Origin of the sequence: Klebsiella sp. ZJOU C1 (assembly GCF_035620215.1) — a bacterium.
Lineage (GTDB): Bacteria > Pseudomonadota > Gammaproteobacteria > Enterobacterales > Enterobacteriaceae > Klebsiella > Klebsiella variicola.
Genome location: NZ_CP141644.1, coordinates 2,056,662 through 2,072,934, shown reverse-complemented (window position 1 = coordinate 2,072,934; position 16,273 = coordinate 2,056,662). Strand labels below are relative to the sequence as shown.

20 protein-coding genes are annotated in these 16,273 nt (G+C 56.2%); 10 read left to right on the top strand and 10 right to left on the bottom strand.

Annotated features, from left to right (window positions below):
* Positions 1-3 precede the first annotated feature (3 nt).
* The gene (locus SPE70_RS09790; protein ID WP_168443357.1) at positions 4-342 is read left to right on the top strand and encodes a DUF488 domain-containing protein; all 339 of its coding nucleotides are present in this window, start codon (positions 4-6) and stop codon (positions 340-342) included.
* On the opposite strand, the gene SPE70_RS09785 is transcribed toward SPE70_RS09790, so the two are convergent.
* Positions 332-571 (bottom strand): putative hemolysin, encoded by a 240-nt coding sequence (locus SPE70_RS09785; protein ID WP_008807687.1) that lies wholly within the window; start codon positions 569-571, stop codon positions 332-334. The two genes, SPE70_RS09790 and SPE70_RS09785, sit on opposite strands and share 11 nt — an antisense overlap.
* 301 nt (positions 572-872) lie before the next feature.
* Here SPE70_RS09785 and SPE70_RS09780 point away from each other — a divergent pair, with 301 nt between their 5' ends.
* From SPE70_RS09780 to SPE70_RS09770, 4 genes are all read left to right on the top strand, one after another.
* Positions 873-1,886 (top strand): sensor domain-containing diguanylate cyclase, encoded by a 1,014-nt coding sequence (locus SPE70_RS09780; protein ID WP_022066221.1) that lies wholly within the window; start codon positions 873-875, stop codon positions 1,884-1,886.
* A gap of 57 nt (positions 1,887-1,943) precedes the next feature.
* Positions 1,944-2,045 carry a YoaK family small membrane protein gene (locus SPE70_RS09775; RefSeq protein WP_004150782.1) on the top strand — a complete coding sequence of 34 codons (102 nt, stop codon included), beginning with the start codon at positions 1,944-1,946 and terminating at the stop codon, positions 2,043-2,045.
* Entirely contained in the window at positions 2,045-2,119 is a 75-nt protein-coding gene (yoaJ, locus tag SPE70_RS26410; protein ID WP_004892898.1) for a protein YoaJ, read from the top strand. Before SPE70_RS09775 ends, yoaJ begins: the two co-directional genes overlap by 1 nt.
* A gap of 119 nt (positions 2,120-2,238) precedes the next feature.
* The gene (locus SPE70_RS09770) at positions 2,239-2,364 is read left to right on the top strand and encodes a hypothetical protein (RefSeq protein WP_012542130.1); all 126 of its coding nucleotides are present in this window, start codon (positions 2,239-2,241) and stop codon (positions 2,362-2,364) included.
* Between the two features lie 59 nt (positions 2,365-2,423).
* Here SPE70_RS09770 and SPE70_RS09765 read toward each other — a convergent pair whose 3' ends face one another.
* The 4 genes from SPE70_RS09765 to fraE form a co-directional block, all read right to left on the bottom strand.
* Positions 2,424-2,687: a DUF2534 family protein gene (locus SPE70_RS09765; RefSeq protein WP_004203731.1), complete on the bottom strand. Its 264-nt coding sequence runs from the start codon at positions 2,685-2,687 to the stop codon at positions 2,424-2,426.
* A gap of 130 nt (positions 2,688-2,817) precedes the next feature.
* Positions 2,818-3,456, bottom strand: a complete 639-nt coding sequence (leuE, locus tag SPE70_RS09760; RefSeq protein ID WP_004203730.1) for a leucine efflux protein LeuE — start codon at positions 3,454-3,456, stop codon at positions 2,818-2,820.
* A gap of 89 nt (positions 3,457-3,545) precedes the next feature.
* Entirely contained in the window at positions 3,546-4,460 is a 915-nt protein-coding gene (gene lpxP, locus SPE70_RS09755; protein WP_008807690.1) for a kdo(2)-lipid IV(A) palmitoleoyltransferase, read from the bottom strand.
* Positions 4,461-5,116: 656 nt separating this feature from the next.
* Positions 5,117-6,160: a fructose-asparagine asparaginase gene (fraE, locus tag SPE70_RS09750; RefSeq protein WP_016160699.1), complete on the bottom strand. Its 1,044-nt coding sequence runs from the start codon at positions 6,158-6,160 to the stop codon at positions 5,117-5,119.
* Between the two features lie 308 nt (positions 6,161-6,468).
* On the opposite strand from fraE, the gene SPE70_RS09745 reads away from it, so the two are divergent.
* On the top strand, positions 6,469-7,677 hold the full coding sequence (locus SPE70_RS09745) for an HD domain-containing phosphohydrolase (RefSeq protein WP_022066222.1): 1,209 nt from the start codon (positions 6,469-6,471) through the stop codon (positions 7,675-7,677).
* Between the two features lie 73 nt (positions 7,678-7,750).
* A complete protein-coding gene (locus tag SPE70_RS09740) occupies positions 7,751-9,535 on the top strand; it encodes a sensor domain-containing diguanylate cyclase (protein WP_064170192.1) in 1,785 nt (594 codons plus the stop codon).
* Positions 9,536-9,541: 6 nt separating this feature from the next.
* Here the strand turns inward: SPE70_RS09740 and SPE70_RS09735 are convergent, their stop codons facing one another.
* Positions 9,542-10,432 carry a LysR substrate-binding domain-containing protein gene (locus SPE70_RS09735; RefSeq protein WP_008807694.1) on the bottom strand — a complete coding sequence of 297 codons (891 nt, stop codon included), beginning with the start codon at positions 10,430-10,432 and terminating at the stop codon, positions 9,542-9,544.
* A gap of 120 nt (positions 10,433-10,552) precedes the next feature.
* On the opposite strand from SPE70_RS09735, the gene SPE70_RS09730 reads away from it, so the two are divergent.
* Positions 10,553-12,055 carry a UbiD family decarboxylase gene (locus SPE70_RS09730; protein ID WP_012542133.1) on the top strand — a complete coding sequence of 501 codons (1,503 nt, stop codon included), beginning with the start codon at positions 10,553-10,555 and terminating at the stop codon, positions 12,053-12,055.
* 75 nt (positions 12,056-12,130) lie between these two features.
* Here the strand turns inward: SPE70_RS09730 and SPE70_RS09725 are convergent, their stop codons facing one another.
* A complete protein-coding gene (locus tag SPE70_RS09725) occupies positions 12,131-12,541 on the bottom strand; it encodes a Spy/CpxP family protein refolding chaperone (protein WP_049138355.1) in 411 nt (136 codons plus the stop codon).
* 129 nt (positions 12,542-12,670) lie between these two features.
* Positions 12,671-13,357, bottom strand: a complete 687-nt coding sequence (locus SPE70_RS09720) for a KPN_01159 family EAL domain c-di-GMP phosphodiesterase (RefSeq protein ID WP_016160694.1) — start codon at positions 13,355-13,357, stop codon at positions 12,671-12,673.
* A gap of 467 nt (positions 13,358-13,824) precedes the next feature.
* Between SPE70_RS09720 and SPE70_RS09715 the strand changes: the two genes are divergently transcribed.
* Complete coding sequence (locus SPE70_RS09715; protein WP_032691162.1) at positions 13,825-14,013, top strand: hypothetical protein; 189 nt, start codon at positions 13,825-13,827, stop codon at positions 14,011-14,013.
* On the opposite strand, the gene SPE70_RS09710 is transcribed toward SPE70_RS09715, so the two are convergent.
* Positions 13,992-14,624, bottom strand: a complete 633-nt coding sequence (locus tag SPE70_RS09710) for an ECs1377 family protein (protein WP_016160693.1) — start codon at positions 14,622-14,624, stop codon at positions 13,992-13,994. The genes SPE70_RS09715 and SPE70_RS09710 overlap by 22 nt on opposite strands.
* A gap of 571 nt (positions 14,625-15,195) precedes the next feature.
* Here SPE70_RS09710 and SPE70_RS09705 point away from each other — a divergent pair.
* Positions 15,196-15,393 carry a hypothetical protein gene (locus SPE70_RS09705; protein WP_004140506.1) on the top strand — a complete coding sequence of 66 codons (198 nt, stop codon included), beginning with the start codon at positions 15,196-15,198 and terminating at the stop codon, positions 15,391-15,393.
* A gap of 58 nt (positions 15,394-15,451) precedes the next feature.
* Here SPE70_RS09705 and SPE70_RS09700 read toward each other — a convergent pair whose 3' ends face one another.
* Positions 15,452-16,246: an AraC family transcriptional regulator gene (locus SPE70_RS09700; RefSeq protein ID WP_032735280.1), complete on the bottom strand. Its 795-nt coding sequence runs from the start codon at positions 16,244-16,246 to the stop codon at positions 15,452-15,454.
* Between the last annotated feature and the right edge of the window lie 27 nt (positions 16,247-16,273).

The window sequence follows — 16,273 nt, the reverse complement described above, 5'->3', positions numbered from 1 at the left end:
CGGGTGTATGACCCGCAGGAAAGCAGCGACGGCTACCGGGTGCTGGTCGACCGTCTCTGGCCGCGGGGGATTAAAAAAGAGGCGCTGGCCTGTGATGAGTGGTGTAAGGCGTTAACGCCTTCCGCTGAGCTGCGAAAAGCCTTTCACGGCGAAGCGATCGATTTCGCCCACTTCAGCCAGCGCTATCGCCAGGAGCTCGACGCCCATCGTGAAACGGGCCTGCGGCTGGCGGCGCTGGCGCAGCGCCAGCCGTTGACGCTGCTGTACGCTGCGAAGAACACCGAGCAGAATCATGCCCAGGTGCTGGCCGCCTGGCTGGCGGCCCTGCCGGTTACGATTTAGCCGGATGATCCCGGCGCCACAGCGCCCACTCGTCGAGGGTTTCGCCGCTGGGTAGTTTGCACTGGGTGCTAACGCCCTGCGGCGTTTGCACCGGCACCCGGGTACCGCCGGATTGCTGACAGTACACCGACGCGGGATTGGCCATGCCGATGGTTTTCGTCGGCGCGGTGGACTGCGGCTGGGCACAGCCGGCTAATACCAGTGGCAGAATAGCCAGTAACTTTTTCATCGTTCCTCCCTTTCCTGAATGCCCGGGGATTTTAGCCTGAATCTCCACGTTTTCTCCATCTTGCCTGCACTTTTCCCCCGTAGAGTAGCCCCTGTTCTCGAACTGACCAGAGAACAGATCATTCCATAATCAATGAGTTTTTCCCCGTCGCCCCCGACGGGGCTTTTTTTCCTGCCGCGTGGACAAGTATTCCCCAAACAGATGTGATAAATTTAAAAATATCACTGTTTATTCGACGCTGATGTCCGTTTGCAGCCCATTATGCTGGGGTGACGTTTGGCGTGCTGGAGCTGTATTATTCATGTCAGATTTTATTCTTGCCCGGGTGTCGCAAACCCTCGCTGCGGAACAGTCCCTGGAAACCCTGGTGCGCCAGCTGCTGGAGATGCTTGAGGCGGTGACCCGAATGGAGTCCACCTATCTTACCCGCATCGATATCAACGCCCAGCGGCAGCAGGTGATGTTCGCCCATAACAGCAGCGAGATGCAGATCCCGGAAGGATTCTCCGTCCCCTGGGATGAATCCCTGTGCAAACGCGCCCTTGAGGATCAGTGCACGTTTAGCAACGACGTGGCCCATCGCTGGCACTCCTGCATCGCCGCCCAGGAGCTGGGGATCGCCACCTTTTTAAGCATTCCCGTCCGCCTGGCCGATGGCTCGCTGTTCGGTACCCTCTGCGCCACCAGCCGACAGAAGCAACCTTATAATCTCGAAGGTGAACAGGTGATGGGCCTGTTCGCGAAGCTCATTTCCCACTACGTGGAAAAAGACACCCTGGTGCAACAGCTGCAGGCGGCTAACGTCGCGCTGGAGCTGCACTCGTCGACCGATGAGCTCACCCAGCTTCCTAATCGCCGTGCGCTGTTTAAGCAGCTGGCGCTACGCTTTGCCTCCGCCCGCGCCCAGCAGCAGCAGGTGTCACTGATTTTTATCGATCTCGACGGTTTTAAAGCCATTAACGATCGGTTCGGTCATCCGTGCGGCGACAGCTTCCTGGTACAGGTCGGCGAACGACTCACCGCCGTCGCGCGCCGTGAGGATATCGTTGGTCGTCTTGGCGGCGATGAGTTTTTGATCGTCGGTAGCGCCCAGGAGCCCGCGGCGCAGCAAGCGTATGTCGCGATCCTGCGCCAGGCCCTGTGCGGCGTCTACTTCCTCGGCGAACAGCATATCGACTATGAAGGCGCCAGCTTCGGGGTGATCATCTGCGATCCGCAGAGTATCGATGTTGAAGCGGCCTTACGCGCCGCCGATGAGGCGATGTACCAGGATAAGAAGTCCCGCCGTCAGGAGAATTTCATTCATATTGACTAAAGTACCGCGATATCCAGTATCATGCAGGGCATCATTCGTGGGTACAGGGACACTATCATGAAATTGGGTATTCTTTTCCCGGTGGCGATCTTTATCATCGCCGTCGTCTTTCTCGGCTGGTTTTTTGTCGGCGGCTATGCGGCGCCGGGTGGGGCATAATGAAAAAAAGCACCATTATTATGCTGGTTGTCGCCATCGTGGCGGTGGCCGGCAGCCAGTTCGGCTGGTGGTGATCGCGGCGGCGATATTGCGGAGTTATCCTATCCCATCAACAAGTTAACCCTTTACACTCACGTTATCCACCGCGGCATTCTCTGCCCCGGGGAAAGCAGAATAGCGGGAGAAGTAAGGGATGAAAAAACCGATCGTGTTACCGTTGATTATTGCGCTGTGCACGCTGTTATCGGGATGCATTATTGACGATGGGTACCACGCCCATCGCCATCACCACCATCATCACTATCATGACGATGATTAATCCTTCAGGCTGTTGATGAGCCGAAAAGACAGGGCGAACCGCGGTTCGCCCGTTGACGCTTAATCCTGGCGCTCGTCGCCGAGGAAAATAAAGCCGAGGGGGATAGCGAAGAGCGCGGTAAAGACAATGCTGTAAACCGTCACCATCGCCCCCTGCAGGAAGAACATGGACGTCGTCCACTCTGAGTACGGCATATTGTACTCGCTCACCACGCCCCCGAAGGTCGCCCGCCCCACCACCGCCAGCGCGATAGCAAACACCGCCGCGAGCGACAGACAGTATTTTTTGCAGTTTTTATTGCTGAGGAGTTTTTGCAGAATCATCGGGGCTTCCTTTTTGCTGAGCGATAAACGGCTGTATATGTAACACCAATGCAATAAAAAATGAAGGGTTTTTGTTACAGGGCAGAATAAGAGACGGCGGGCCGGTCAGCGGGTAACCGGCCCGAGGGGATCAGGACTGCAGGGTAGCCAGGCGCGCGGCGAACCCAACGAAAACCAGACCAATCAGGCTGTTGCCAAGTTTGGCCAGCTTCTTGCGGGTTTTAACGTAGCGGGTGACAAACGAGCCGGAGAGGATCAAAAAGCTCATATAGCAGAAGCTAATCACCTCGAGGGTCAGCGCCAGAATAAAGAACGCCACGCCGGGCGCTTTGGCGTTGACATCGATAAACTGCACGAAAAACGACACATAGAACAGAATCGCTTTCGGATTGGTCAGACTCAGGGTCAGAGAGCGCTTGAGGATCGCGCTCGCCGGCTCCGCGCTGGCGTCGGCCTGGCCATCGCGCTGGGTCAGCACCGCGTAGAGCATTTTACCCCCCAGCCACAGCAGGTAGATCGCCCCGAGGTAGCGGACGACGTTAAACAGCACCGGCGTGGTCTTAATCAGCGTCGCCACGCCGGCAAAGGCCAGAAACATCAGCACCGCGTCGCCAATAAAGACGCCCGCCGCCGCCAGATAGCCTTTCTTCACGCCGTGGGCAATGCCCGTCTTCAGCACAAAAAACGTATTAGGGCCAGGAACGAGGATGATAAACACCGCCCCGACCAGGTAGGTCAAATAATTCAGAACACCAAACTCAGCGAACACTCTGCACTCCTTCGCGCACGACTAAAACATGATCCGGCTCACGTTACCCCAACTGTCGGGATTTTGAAAGCGCAGCCTGTGCGGGAAGGTTAATAGACGGAAGGTTCACCCAGCGGGCGGGTTTTAAAACGACGGTGCACCCACAGATACTGCTCGGGGGCACGCAAAATCTCGCGCTCGATCACCTTGTTGATATAGCCGGCAGCGATCTGCTTATCTTCACCCGGATAATCATTCATTACTTCGCTAATATGCAGGCTGTAGCCCTGGCGATCCAGCTTGCGCACCATACTGATACTCAGCATTTTCGCACCCGATAAACGAGACAGAACATAGGTGCCGTTGGTGGTCGCCGCCTGTGGGACAGAGAAAAACGGCGCAAACACGCTGCCCTTAGGACCGTAATCCTGGTCGGGAGCAAACCACACCGCTTCACCTGATTTTAAGGCATGCACCAGACCGGTCAGGTTGTTGCGATCGATCATCGCTTTGTTCGAACGCAGGCGACCACGGGTTTGCACCCACTCCATCAGCGGGCTGTTGTGCGGACGATAAGTGGCCATCATTGGACGGCACAGCCCCATCGCGCGCCCGCCCAGCTCCAGCGACATAAAGTGCACACCGACCACCATCACCCCTTTGCCGCCGCTAAGCGCATGATTAAGGTTGGCAAATCCTTCGACATCAAACCATTTTTTGACCCGCTCGTCGCTCCAGAACCAGGCCATGCCGGTTTCGATAAGCCCCATTCCCAGCGACATAAAGTTTTGATCGATCAGGGTCTCGCGCGCCGCCGGCGACATGTCCGGGAAGCAGAGCTCAATATTGCGCCGGGCGATATGTTCGCGGCGTTTGAGAAAGCGTCGGGAGAGGCGACCCGCGCTGGTGCCAATAAAATGCAGCAGCGGATAAGGCAGTTGCACGATTAACCAGAGGATGCCGAGCCCAAACCAGGTCAGCCAGTTGCGCGGGTGTAAAAGTTGTTTATTAAATACGCAGGCCATGATTTTTCCTGTAAACATTAATTATGTGGTAACGCTTAAGGAAAACAGAATCCATTTATCATCATTAGGCGGTACGTACAGCAAGTTCGACAATACTAATCCGCTGAAATTCCCTCCGGCAAGTAAAAAACAACTTGCTGACAAAAAAACATAATTGCGGCACAAATGTTACCAAATGTAAACTTAAATCTTATCCTCTTCTTAATATATTCATCGTGCATATCATTTTCACGCTAATCATCAGCGTTACTAACAGGCATAACCGAAACCCGCCGCGAGAACGCCTTGTCTGCCGGGGACTGAGCCCGCTCAGCCACGTGGCCCGCAGCCTGCCCGCGTCCACAAGATCGTCGTCTGTACCGCGAAAGAATTAAAGCACTCCCGCTTCAGAGTGAAACATTTTTTATCCGTCGGCATAAGGAATATTAAAATCGCCTTAAGGGAATAATTAAGAATAGACTTATTTAAAGATGCTTTAAAAATAAGCGTCTTGCCAGTTGTTTGCACTTTAATACCACCCACACCCGCCGTAAAAAAATATTTCTTTACGCCTTATACGCATAAAGCGCGGCGTTTAGCGCAGACAGTGACCCGACATCGGGTCACTGTGGGGCAAACCGCAGCGAAGGCGTGAGCGACGCCCTGGCCGCAGAGGATCAGTAGGTGTGGAAATATTGCTGGATCAGCTGTGGATCTTTCGTTTGCGTCAGCGCAGTCATCAACAGAATACGCGCTTTCGCTGGGTTGAGGGAGTCGGACACCAGCCCAGGCTGGCTGTCATCCGGCGGCACGACGCCGCTGCCGGTACGGGAGGCGCGAACCACCACGATGCCCGCCTGCTGCGCTTTTTTGATGCCCGCAGCGCTACGTACCGACACCGACCCCGCCCCGGTTCCGGCGTAGATAATACCGTCGGCATGATGGGCGATCGCCGCGTCGTACATATACTCCGGGTCGTCCTGATAACCATAAATGATCACCACCTTCGGCAGGGTCTTCAGCTGGCGGACATCGAACACCGAGCGCAGGGTGTGAATTTTATCCACGCGCGTCTCGAACTGGGGTTTTCCGCCCACCACGACGCCAAGGTAGCCCTCCTCCGGCGCCCGGAAGGTATCCAGCGAAGTGGCATTGGTTTTGGTGACGAAGCGCGCCGCGCCGATGCGGTCGTTCAGCACCACCATCACCCCGCGACCCCGGGCATCAGGATCGGCGGCGACTGTGACCGCTTCCAACAGGTTCATCGGCCCGTCGGCGCTGATCGCCGTCGCCGGACGCATCGCCGCGGTAAAGACCACCGGCTTGTTGCTTTTGACCGTCAGATTGAGGAAATAAGGGGTTTCATCGAGGGTGTCCGTGCCGTGGGTGATCACCACGCCATCGACATCATCCCGGGCCAATAACGCATTCACCCGCTTCGAGAGTGCCAGGATAATGTCGCTGGTCATATTCTCACTGCCGATATTCGCCACCTGCTCGCCCTCGACATGAGCGATTTTACTCATTTCCGGCACGGCGTTAATCAGCGTCTGCACGCCAATCGCCCCGGCTTTATAACCCGTTGTCTGGGTATTGCTGGCCGCCGAACCGGCAATTGTCCCGCCGGTGGCTAAAATGACAATATGCGGTAGACGCGTCTCGCTAAATGCCAGACTGCTCATCGTCAGTAACGCAATGGTAAGTAATGCTCTAAAATTCATACAGGTCACTCCCTTCATAGACATTAATCAAACTAACGCTTGCTTAATGCAAAGGGCTTGCCAGAATTTATTTATTTTTTGGGGGGGAAATGGTTAACTATCAGACAATAATAAGGTTCTCGCATCAACATCGCCCAAATCTGGTGCACGGCAGGCTCTGAATCGGGCAGCGCTATGAACCTGATACATTCTGGGTATTAACCTGTTCAGCAGCCAACTACACAACACGCATTGCGATCAGATTATCGACACTTCCGTCACCCGCGAGGTCATTTTTGCCCGCCAGGTAACGCGTACGGAGAACAGAAATGCGTATTGCCCTGAAATCAGCGCTAATGCTGACGACCAGAGTCATTCAGATCATTAACCCTGAACTGCACCGGCATATGCAACGAACGGCCTTAATCGCCCTGACGCTGGCGCAAAGGCTGGGGCTGCCTGCCGAGCGGCAGCAGACCATTTTTTGCGCCGCGCTGCTGCACGATATCGGCGTGCTGGGAGATAAACGCACCATTCATTCGCTGGATGCCATCGATAACATCCACGATCCGCATCAGCGCCAGGGGGCGGCGATGCTGGAAGGGTTAGTGACCTTTCTGCCCATTGTCCCCTTCATTCGCGATCACCATTTTAGCCCGGACCACCGGGGTAGCCGCGAACAGCATATTGTCTATTTCGCCGATGCCTTTGAACGGCTGCTGCCTGCCGGGAGTCACGTGGCCGGCTGGCCCACACGGGCGGTGGTGGAACAGTTCGTCTCCCTGCACCGGGAGATCGATCCGCCGCTGTGCGATATGCTGTGCGAGGTCGCTGAAAATGCGAACTTCTGGCAGCACCTTCATCCCGGCCATATTCAACGGCTGCTGGAAATTATTGGTCCCATCAACACGCTGTATCTGGATATTCATGGTCTGAAAGATATCTGCCTGCTGATTGCCAAAATTGTCGACACCTACAGCAGCTTTACCGCCACCCATAGCATCATGGTGGGGGAAATCGCCCGCCAGCTTGCCCGCTGGATGCAACTGCCGGAGCCCATCTGCCAGCAAATTCAGATTGCCGGCTATCTGCACGATATCGGCAAGATCTCTATCCCGCTTTCCATCCTCGAAAAAGAGGGCGAACTGGATGATGACGAACTGGGCCAGGTGCGCGAGCACAGCTATATGACCGGCGAGATCCTCAGCGACTACAGCGAGCTCGGCGACATCATTAACTGGGCGTCGAATCACCATGAAAAACTGGACGGCAGCGGCTACCCTCTGCATCTCGAAAAAGATCATCTGACCCTCGCCGACCGTATTATCTCTATCGCCGATATTTTCACCGCGCTGACCGAAGATCGCCCTTATCGTAAAGGAATGGCCTGGCAGGAGGCCTTACAGATTATGGAAGCGGATGTTATAAATGGCGCTCTGGATAGCGATGTCTTTCTCGTTTTGCGCCACCATGCGGAAACGCTGCACGCCATCATTCTTCAGACCCTCGAACACCCCCGCAGCGAGCACCGCCCCTGAGGCAGGCCGCCGTCATGGCGGGGGGCGAGTTCTATAATTAAAACAGCTTCATCTGCATGCAAGGAAATACAGGGTGAGAATCGCCACCATCACCAACTGGGCTTACGGGATCACCGTCGGCCTGACGCTGGCATCCGGCAGCGCCATGCTTATGGCCTCCAGCGCCGACCGCGTCGAACGCCAGGCGGTACAACAGCGCCAGGTCTTTGATACCCTCTCCGACGAGGTGGAAAACGACGCCTGGGCGCTGTCTGACCTCGCCCGGCTGTACGTGGTTAAGCCTTCGCCGGAGACGCTTACGCAGTATCAGCAACTGCAGCAGACCGACAAAAGCATTGAGCAGCGGCTGGCCGGACTGAAAGATAACGGCGCCAGCCGCGAGGAGCTGGCGCTACTCCAGGATGGTCTGCGGATCGCCGATGAGCTTCAGGATGAACAGCAGGCGGCCCTGACGCATGTCGCCCGCGGCGATGCGCCAGCGGCCATCGCGGTGCTGTACGGCAAAGCGTATGAGACCGAACTGGAGCGCATGCAGACGCAGATCGATCGCTTCCGTCAGATGCTTGAGCATCGCGCCGCCATCGCTATCGACCAGGCCACCGAGCGCTCGCGGATCTGGCGTACGCTGTCGGAAATCATGGTCGGCCTGACCGCCCTGATGTTTTTGTTTGTCCTCGGCTTCATTCTCAAACGCCGGGTGCTGTACCCGGTGGTCCGTCTGAGCGACGTGGTGCAGCGTCTCGCCTCCCAGGACTATGCGGTGGAGACGCCGCACTTCACCCAGGTGGATGAGATTGGCGATATGGCCCAGGCGATCCGCATTTTTCGCGAGAACGGCCTGGCCCGCCAGCAGCTGGAGCAGCAGCGCGACTCCGACTGGGCGATCCGTGAACTGCTGGCGCGTATGACCCAGCGTCTGCAGGGCTGTGAAACCATAGAGGATGTGATTAAGGTGGCGGAGCTGTTCGCGCCGAACATCGCCCCGACGATCCCCGGTAAACTGTATATTCTGGATACCGATCCATGGCAGATGCGCTGCGTGGCGCAGTGGCTGTCGCCCGCCGGGGAGACGACGTCCTTTGCTCCCGACGACTGCTGGGCGATACGGCGGGGACTCAGCCATCCGCCGGTGCAGGGTGAGCCCGATATCACCTGCTATCATCTGCCGGAGGCGCACGCCGGCCAGTCGCTCTGCGTACCGCTCATCGCCCAGGGCGAAGCGATCGGTCTGCTGAGCTTTCAGAACGTCACCGCCAGTGACGCCCCTTCCCGGGCTTACCTGGAGCTGATGGCCGAAGCGCTGGGGCTGGCGCTCGCCAATCAGCGTTTACGCAGCGCCCTGCTGGAAAAAGCGTTGTTCGATTCGCTGACCGGCCTGCGTAACCGCCATCATCTTGATGAAGCGCTGCACTCGCAGATGGCGCTGGCGGTCCATACCCACACCCCGCTGAGCTGCCTGATGATCGACATCGATCACTTCAAAGCCATCAATGACCGCTACGGCCATGAAGCCGGGGATCTGGTGATTAAGAGCGTCGCGACCATTGTGCAGCGCGCGGTGCGCGATATCGGCATGGCTTTCCGCTACGGCGGCGAGGAGTTTTTAGTGCTACTCCCCGGGATTGACGAAGCCGGGGCGCACCAGTGCGCCAGCGAGATCTACACCCAGGTGCACAATATGACGCTGCGCGATGGCCTGACCGAGATAGGCCAGGTGGATGTGTCGATTGGCATCGCCAGCTACCCGCAGCACACCCAAAGCGACAGCCTGCTGCGCGCAGCGGACGCCGCGCTGTACCGGGCGAAAGAGCTGGGCCGTTCAAGGATTGTCAGCTTTGGCCGCCTGAAGACCCGCTAAGCGGGATTATTGCTCAGCGGCATTAAGCAGCGAGATAACTTTCCGCACCACCGCCGAACGGAAATGGCGGTGGTAAACCATGCTCAGCTCACTCTCCGCCAGCCGATCCTGGAGATCGATATACACCACGTTATCAAGGCGTAAGGCCCGCGCCGAGACCGGCACCAGCGCCACCCCCACCCCGGCGGAGACCAGGCTAATCATCGAGGTGACATCGTTAATTCGCTGCACCACCTGCGGCGTAAAACCCGCGACGCGACAGGCGTCAATAAATACCTGCTCCAGTCCGGTGCCCTGCGGATCGTCAAGCGAGATCCAGTTGTCAGTGCGCAACGAGGCCAGATTGAGCGCCCCCACGCCTGCCAGCGGATGCTGTTGATAAAGCGCCAGGCAAAGTTTTTCCCGCACAAATGGCCTGACCACCAGCGCGTCCGGCGGTGACGCCAGCGGCGCGCGGATGATGGCGATATCCAGACGCAGATCCAGCAGCGCTTCGTAGAGCATTTGCACATCCCCCTGCACCAGCGACAGCTCAATCCCCGGCCAGTCAGCGCGCAGCTCGCGCAGGAGCCCCGGCAGTTTGCTGTCATACATCGCACTGGAGACATAGCCCAGATGCAATCGCCCCTGCTCGCCTCGCGCGGTGCGCTGGGCGTCCAGGACCGCCTGATCGGCCATCTCCAGCGCCAGCCGCGTCTTCTGCAAGAAGGCCTCGCCCGCGGCGGTGAGGGTCAGGCGCCGGTTAGCGCGAGAGAAGAGCACCACGCCCAGGCGCTGCTCGAGTTGTTTAATCTGCTGGCTGAGGGCGGGCTGGGCGATATGTAACCGCTCTGCCGCCCGATGCATATGTAATTCTTCAGCAACGACCACAAAATGGCGTAACGCTCGCAAGGACATGGCCGAACTCCGCGATGTAAATTGATAATAAAAATATTATCAATAATGCATGAATGATGCAATTGATAACCATTAGCCTGCGAAGCATACTGTGCGCATCGACACGCTAAGGAGAACATCATGACCGCACCGATTCAGGATCTGCGCGACGCCATCGCGCTGCTACAACAGCATGACAATCAGTACCTCGAAACCGATCATCCGGTTGACCCTAATGCCGAGCTGGCCGGCGTCTATCGCCACATCGGCGCGGGCGGCACCGTGAAGCGCCCCACGCGCATCGGCCCGGCGATGATGTTTAACAATATTAAGGGCTATCCGCACTCGCGCATTCTGGTGGGCATGCACGCCAGCCGCCAGCGGGCCGCACTGCTGCTGGGCTGCGAAGCCTCACAGCTGGCGCTGGAGGTAGGCAAAGCGGTGAAAAAACCGGTCGCGCCGGTGGTCGTTCCGGCCAGCAGCGCCCCCTGTCAGGAACAGGTCTTTCTGGCCGACGATCCGGATTTTGATTTGCGCACCCTGCTCCCGGCGCCCACCAACACCCCGATCGACGCCGGTCCCTTCTTCTGCCTGGGCCTGGCGCTGGCCAGCGATCCCGACGACGCCTCGCTCACCGACGTCACCATCCACCGCTTGTGCGTCCAGGGCCGGGATGAGCTGTCGATGTTTCTCGCCGCTGGCCGCCATATCGAAGTGTTTCGTCAGAAAGCCGAGGCCGCCGGCAAACCGCTGCCGATAACCATCAATATGGGTCTCGATCCGGCTATCTATATCGGCGCCTGCTTTGAAGCGCCAACCACCCCGTTTGGCTATAACGAACTGGGCGTCGCCGGCGCGCTGCGTCAGCGTCCGGTAGAGCTGGTACAGGGCGTCAGCGTCCCGGAGAAAGCCATCGCTCGCGCCGAGATCGTTATCGAAGGGGAACTGCTGCCGGGGGTACGCGTCAGAGAAGATCAGCACACCAACAGCGGCCATGCGATGCCGGAATTTCCTGGTTACTGCGGCGGCGCCAATCCGTCGCTGCCGGTCATTAAAGTCAAAGCGGTGACCATGCGAAACAATGCGATTCTGCAGACGCTGGTAGGGCCGGGCGAAGAGCATACCACCCTCGCCGGGCTGCCAACGGAAGCCAGTATCTGGAATGCTGTCGAGGCTGCTATCCCGGGCTTTTTACAAAATGTCTACGCCCACACCGCGGGCGGCGGTAAATTCCTCGGGATCCTGCAGGTGAAAAAACGCCAGCCCGCCGACGAAGGGCGTCAGGGGCAGGCCGCGTTGCTGGCGCTGGCGACCTATTCCGAGCTGAAAAATATCATTCTGGTCGATGAAGATGTGGATATCTTTGACAGCGACGATATCCTGTGGGCGATGACCACCCGTATGCAGGGGGATGTCAGCATCACGACAATCCCCGGCATCCGTGGTCACCAGCTGGATCCTTCCCAGACCCCGGCATACAGCCCGTCGATCCGCGGAGAAGGTATCAGTTGCAAGACAATCTTCGATTGCACGGTGCCGTGGGCGCTGAAATCACACTTCGAGCGCGCACCGTTTGCCGATGTCGATCCGCGTCCGTTTGCGCCAGAGTATTTTGCCCGGCTGGAAAAAAACCACGGTCAGTAAAATCAGGTGGTAGCCGCCGGAGCACGGCGGCATCTTCCGGGCCAGCATCACCTGCAGCGGGTGGCTGACGCAGGGTTAGTTGATCGCGGCGGAGAGGTCTTTTTTCACCTGCTCACGCTGCTCGGGGGTCAACACCTGGCTCACGTCGAAGTAGTATTTCACACGATAATACCGCACCTGCTGATCCAGCTGGCCAAAGGCGGCCAGCTGCTGTTTGACCTTAGCGTCATCCCATTTCCCGGAGTGAATAACGTCTGCCAGGGCACCATCCTGATAGCCGCTGATTTTAATCTGGCTTACATTGTTTTCGAATCCCTGACGCAGCGCCTGGATTTTGGCGACCTGCTCTTCACTCAGCTTCAGGTGCTGGACGACCGGATCCTGCGAGACAGACGGTACATCGGCGGAGGTCGAGGCCTGGCTGGCTGCCGTAAAGCCGGTGGTCAGCGCAATGGCGAGCAGGGTGTTACGCAAGCGAGTATTCACAGTGAATGATCCTTCAAAAAAGAAAATGAGAGGCGATTATCACTGCGCTAATAAAGACTATCTGTAACAAAGGGTTAATTTAAAACTGGATAAAAAAAGGATGGTAAGAAACAGAAATCAGATCCCGGGTCAGCAGCACAGAAAGATATATTCATCCTTCCAGTAACGGCCCTGTCCAATGATATCCCCGGCGGCGCTGATTAACTGTTTTTGCTTTTCGGTTTCAATCCCCTCAACGATCACATGGCTGGTCAGGGTATGAATAGATTGCAACAGCCCGGGAAAAGCGGGGTCGTTTTCTTTATCCCAGAAGTAATCTTTATCCACTTTGACGCAATCGAAGCGGAAGCGCTCCAGCAGCGGGAAGGACGTCCGTCCGCGGCCAAAATCATCCAGCCAGACCGGGCAAAGCGCCGCCAGCGTGCTCAGCGCCGTCAGCTCACGTCCGGCGATAAACTCGTGAAAGTTCTCATTTATTTCCAGAGCAATGTGTTTACAGGAGCGCAGGAAATCACAGAGATAGCGATCCGTCAGAATAAAGTGGCTTAATAAATCATCAATGTTCAGCGATATCGGCTTATTATCGACCCGGGCGAAATCAAATACAGAAAGTAACTCGATTTGCCGAATAAATAGAGCAAGCTTATCGCGTTCGGTAAGCGTGGAGAAAGAAAACGTCGACGCAGAGGTGGTATTTTGTGCGGGTGCTATAATATCTTTAGTAAGCAACTCCCACGAGTGGTAGCTGCCGTCATCGCTAATAGCGGGCTCCAGAACGAAGCGATAAGAGGTATTTTTCACGTTTTCTTCAACCATTTAAAAAATACCAAAAATAAGAAAGGGTTAAAGCATGTCATATATTTTCCGCCAACAAAAATAGTTTAAAGTGATCGATAATAATCATTCGATAGTTAAAAACTATCAAGATATAATTTATTGATCGGTAAATTGAATTAATATAAATTAGCCACTGCTGTAACTCCCTCTGAAAAGTCAATTAAAATATTGTTTCAAACCAGACAGTTACCAGAGTATTCTGCGTAAAGCCTGGTCGTCTCACGCTTTGTGCTGCCAGGTAAAAAAAGAGAGGGGTAATAAAAATGAAAAATACAAGCCGCCAGTTTTAGTCATATCATTATGCCGAATATGAATAACGCTGCGTCCTGAGGCGCCGCTTCGCCTGGCATGCCATGAGTCCTCAATAAAAAAGTGTGACTCAGTAGACAAAACGTCATACTTTCCCGCTATCCTGCAGCGAAGAAGAGTGAAGTGGATGACAGGCAGTGAAAAAAATAAACGTGATTCCGCTGGGGCTGATGCTATTCATGCTCATCGCCAGCGCATGGCTGGGCCCTGCGCCGCGGCACACCGGCAGCATGCAGTGCGTTTGGTTTGACGGGGCAATGGTGAGCTGCCTGCCGAAGCAACGACTGGGCGAAGGCTCGCCGCATCATTTACTGGTCAGACGATAAACCGGTACTCGCCGGGTGGTGTTGAACAGATTATCGCAGGCTTCCACCTCTTCCGTGACAATTCCCATGCCGGACCGGCGCAATTGCGCAATGTCCGCCGCCACCCGCTGACTGCCGAACCAGAACAGCGCATCAAGCGCGGTAACCGGCAAGCCGGCAAGTAACGCATGGCGAAGCCGCTCCCGGGCCGGCTTTATCTCGCGGGCAATCTGCTGGTACGGGGCTGCCGTCGGTCCCTGCGGATCGACGCGACGGATACGGTTTGACAGGTGGTAATGGAAGGACTCCGGAATCGGCTGTAAATCCTGCTTCAGACTGTAGACACAACCGTAACGTTTGCCGTTGAAAACGGCGGCTTTACGATTGAGCTGCAGCTGATCGCGCACGTCGGCGATCAGCTGCGGCGCGCGCACCAGCAGCAGGCGAAAAGGCAATTCGAAGCTGGTGACATAGTCGACATTCAATAGCGCAATGCGCAGACGCTCCTCAGCCCCGGCCTGCTGCTGACGACACTCCAGATAGACCTCACGCCACTGCGCTCTGAGCCGTGGCGACTCACCGGCTTCGGTAAACTGGTATTTTTCAATATCGTAATCAATTCTCCCGGCCACCGCGCATTCCTTTCTGAATCAGTCCGGCGTCATAATAACATCCTCTGGCGCAGTACCCTATGCCGAGCGCCCTCGCGCATCCCCTTCCCGGTTATTTACGATACAGATAACGGGTGATGACCACATCAAGGAGATACAGCAGGAAAATAACGCTGCTTAACCACAATAAACCTGCGAATAAATCAAGTAATTGCATCGTTGCTCCCTCACTGTTAGCCATCGCCGAATGACGCCCCTCACCATAAAGTAGTTAAGTTCTGCCTTAACAGCCACCGAATAAATTTATTTAGTCAAAAGAAAGCCCGGCGCTATTGTACGTTCATTTTACTGTCATCAATTTGTCATCATAAAATGTCTATCATCAACCCGCGCCGCAGGGTTGCCCCGCCCCCATGGCATCCAGGAGAAACGCGCGGCCACAGGTTTAACAACATGGAATAATATCGCCCCACCGTATCCTTAATGACATTGCATCATCTTATATCAGGCGCCACTGTCATCCTGCTGAATAATCCGGAAAACGCTTTAAACAATAAACGCCCTGCTGATTGGTTTACCATGGAGAAATAAGATGCCCAGCGAAAAAGCCCGCAGCCTTGACCATTTCTATGAATTACTGGCGACAGGACAACACCCGAAAATTGAACTCGATTTTGATGTCGCCGCGGACGATTTTTTTAAAATCGCCACCGAGTTTGGCGACATTGGCGCGAGGATCACCCGGGTTAACGAACGATTTATTATTAAGATCAAGCCGCCGAAAGCGTAAGCGCCCCCTGCCGCCTTGTTGGGTGCCACGCCAGCCGTCGCGGCCCGACAAGGTTTTCTTAACGAGCCGCGGTCTGACGCTCGGCAAAATAGTGCGCCGGTGTCGTCCCCATCGTTTTTTTGAACATGGTAATAAAGGCATTTACCGATTCATAGCCCAGCTTAGCCGCCACGTTTTGTACCGAAACGCCGCTGGCCAGCTCCTGCAGGGCAATAATCAAATGCAGCTGCTGGCGCCAGCGCCCGAAGGTCAGGCCGGTCTCCCGCAGCATCACCCGGGCCAGCGAGCGCTCACTCAGCGCCAGACGCTTCGCCCACACCGACAGGGTGCTGCGATCGTCAGGATGGCTGACCAGCCGGTCGGCCATCGCCCGAATTTTGGGATGTGCTGAGACGGGCAGATTCAGGCGCTGCGCCGGCATGGTCGCCAGTTCGTCAAGGGTCACTCGGGTGAGTCTCCCGGCATGGCTATCCGCCACATAATCCGCCCCCTCACGAGTGAGTCGCTCCACCAGCTCGTGGATCAGGGGAGAGAGCGCCAGGGTGCAGCAGCTGCCAGGCAGCGCGGCAGCGCCGGGTTCAATAAACAGATAATTGAGGCGCGCGTTCCAGGTGGCGGACACACTGTGCGGAATACCGCCCGGGATCCATACCGCGCAGCGAGGCGGCACAATCCACAGGTTATTTTCCGCCCGACAACTCACCGCACCATACAGCACAATAATCAACTGCCCTTTGCGATGGGTATGCACCGGCACTTCCGCTTCATACTCGATAAAATCAAGATGACAGGCGACGGCCGGACAGGACGCGGCGTCCGGATCGTACAGCGTATTGGCAAAAGGTGATGGCATACGATTGGCCAGATTCAGGTATTTTTT

Coding starts and splice junctions, on each gene's coding strand:
- SPE70_RS09785 (WP_008807687.1), bottom strand. CDS start 571: ATGAAAAAGTTACTGGCTATTCTGCCACTGGTATTAGCCGGCTGTGCC.
- SPE70_RS09780 (WP_022066221.1), top strand. CDS start 873: ATGTCAGATTTTATTCTTGCCCGGGTGTCGCAAACCCTCGCTGCGGAA.
- SPE70_RS09775 (WP_004150782.1), top strand. CDS start 1,944: ATGAAATTGGGTATTCTTTTCCCGGTGGCGATCTTTATCATCGCCGTC.
- SPE70_RS09770 (WP_012542130.1), top strand. CDS start 2,239: ATGAAAAAACCGATCGTGTTACCGTTGATTATTGCGCTGTGCACGCTG.
- SPE70_RS09765 (WP_004203731.1), bottom strand. CDS start 2,687: ATGATTCTGCAAAAACTCCTCAGCAATAAAAACTGCAAAAAATACTGT.
- lpxP (WP_008807690.1), bottom strand. CDS start 4,460: ATGGCCTGCGTATTTAATAAACAACTTTTACACCCGCGCAACTGGCTG.
- fraE (WP_016160699.1), bottom strand. CDS start 6,160: ATGAATTTTAGAGCATTACTTACCATTGCGTTACTGACGATGAGCAGT.
- SPE70_RS09745 (WP_022066222.1), top strand. CDS start 6,469: ATGCGTATTGCCCTGAAATCAGCGCTAATGCTGACGACCAGAGTCATT.
- SPE70_RS09735 (WP_008807694.1), bottom strand. CDS start 10,432: ATGTCCTTGCGAGCGTTACGCCATTTTGTGGTCGTTGCTGAAGAATTA.
- SPE70_RS09730 (WP_012542133.1), top strand. CDS start 10,553: ATGACCGCACCGATTCAGGATCTGCGCGACGCCATCGCGCTGCTACAA.
- SPE70_RS09720 (WP_016160694.1), bottom strand. CDS start 13,357: ATGGTTGAAGAAAACGTGAAAAATACCTCTTATCGCTTCGTTCTGGAG.
- SPE70_RS09705 (WP_004140506.1), top strand. CDS start 15,196: ATGCCCAGCGAAAAAGCCCGCAGCCTTGACCATTTCTATGAATTACTG.
- SPE70_RS09700 (WP_032735280.1), bottom strand. CDS start 16,246: ATGCCATCACCTTTTGCCAATACGCTGTACGATCCGGACGCCGCGTCC.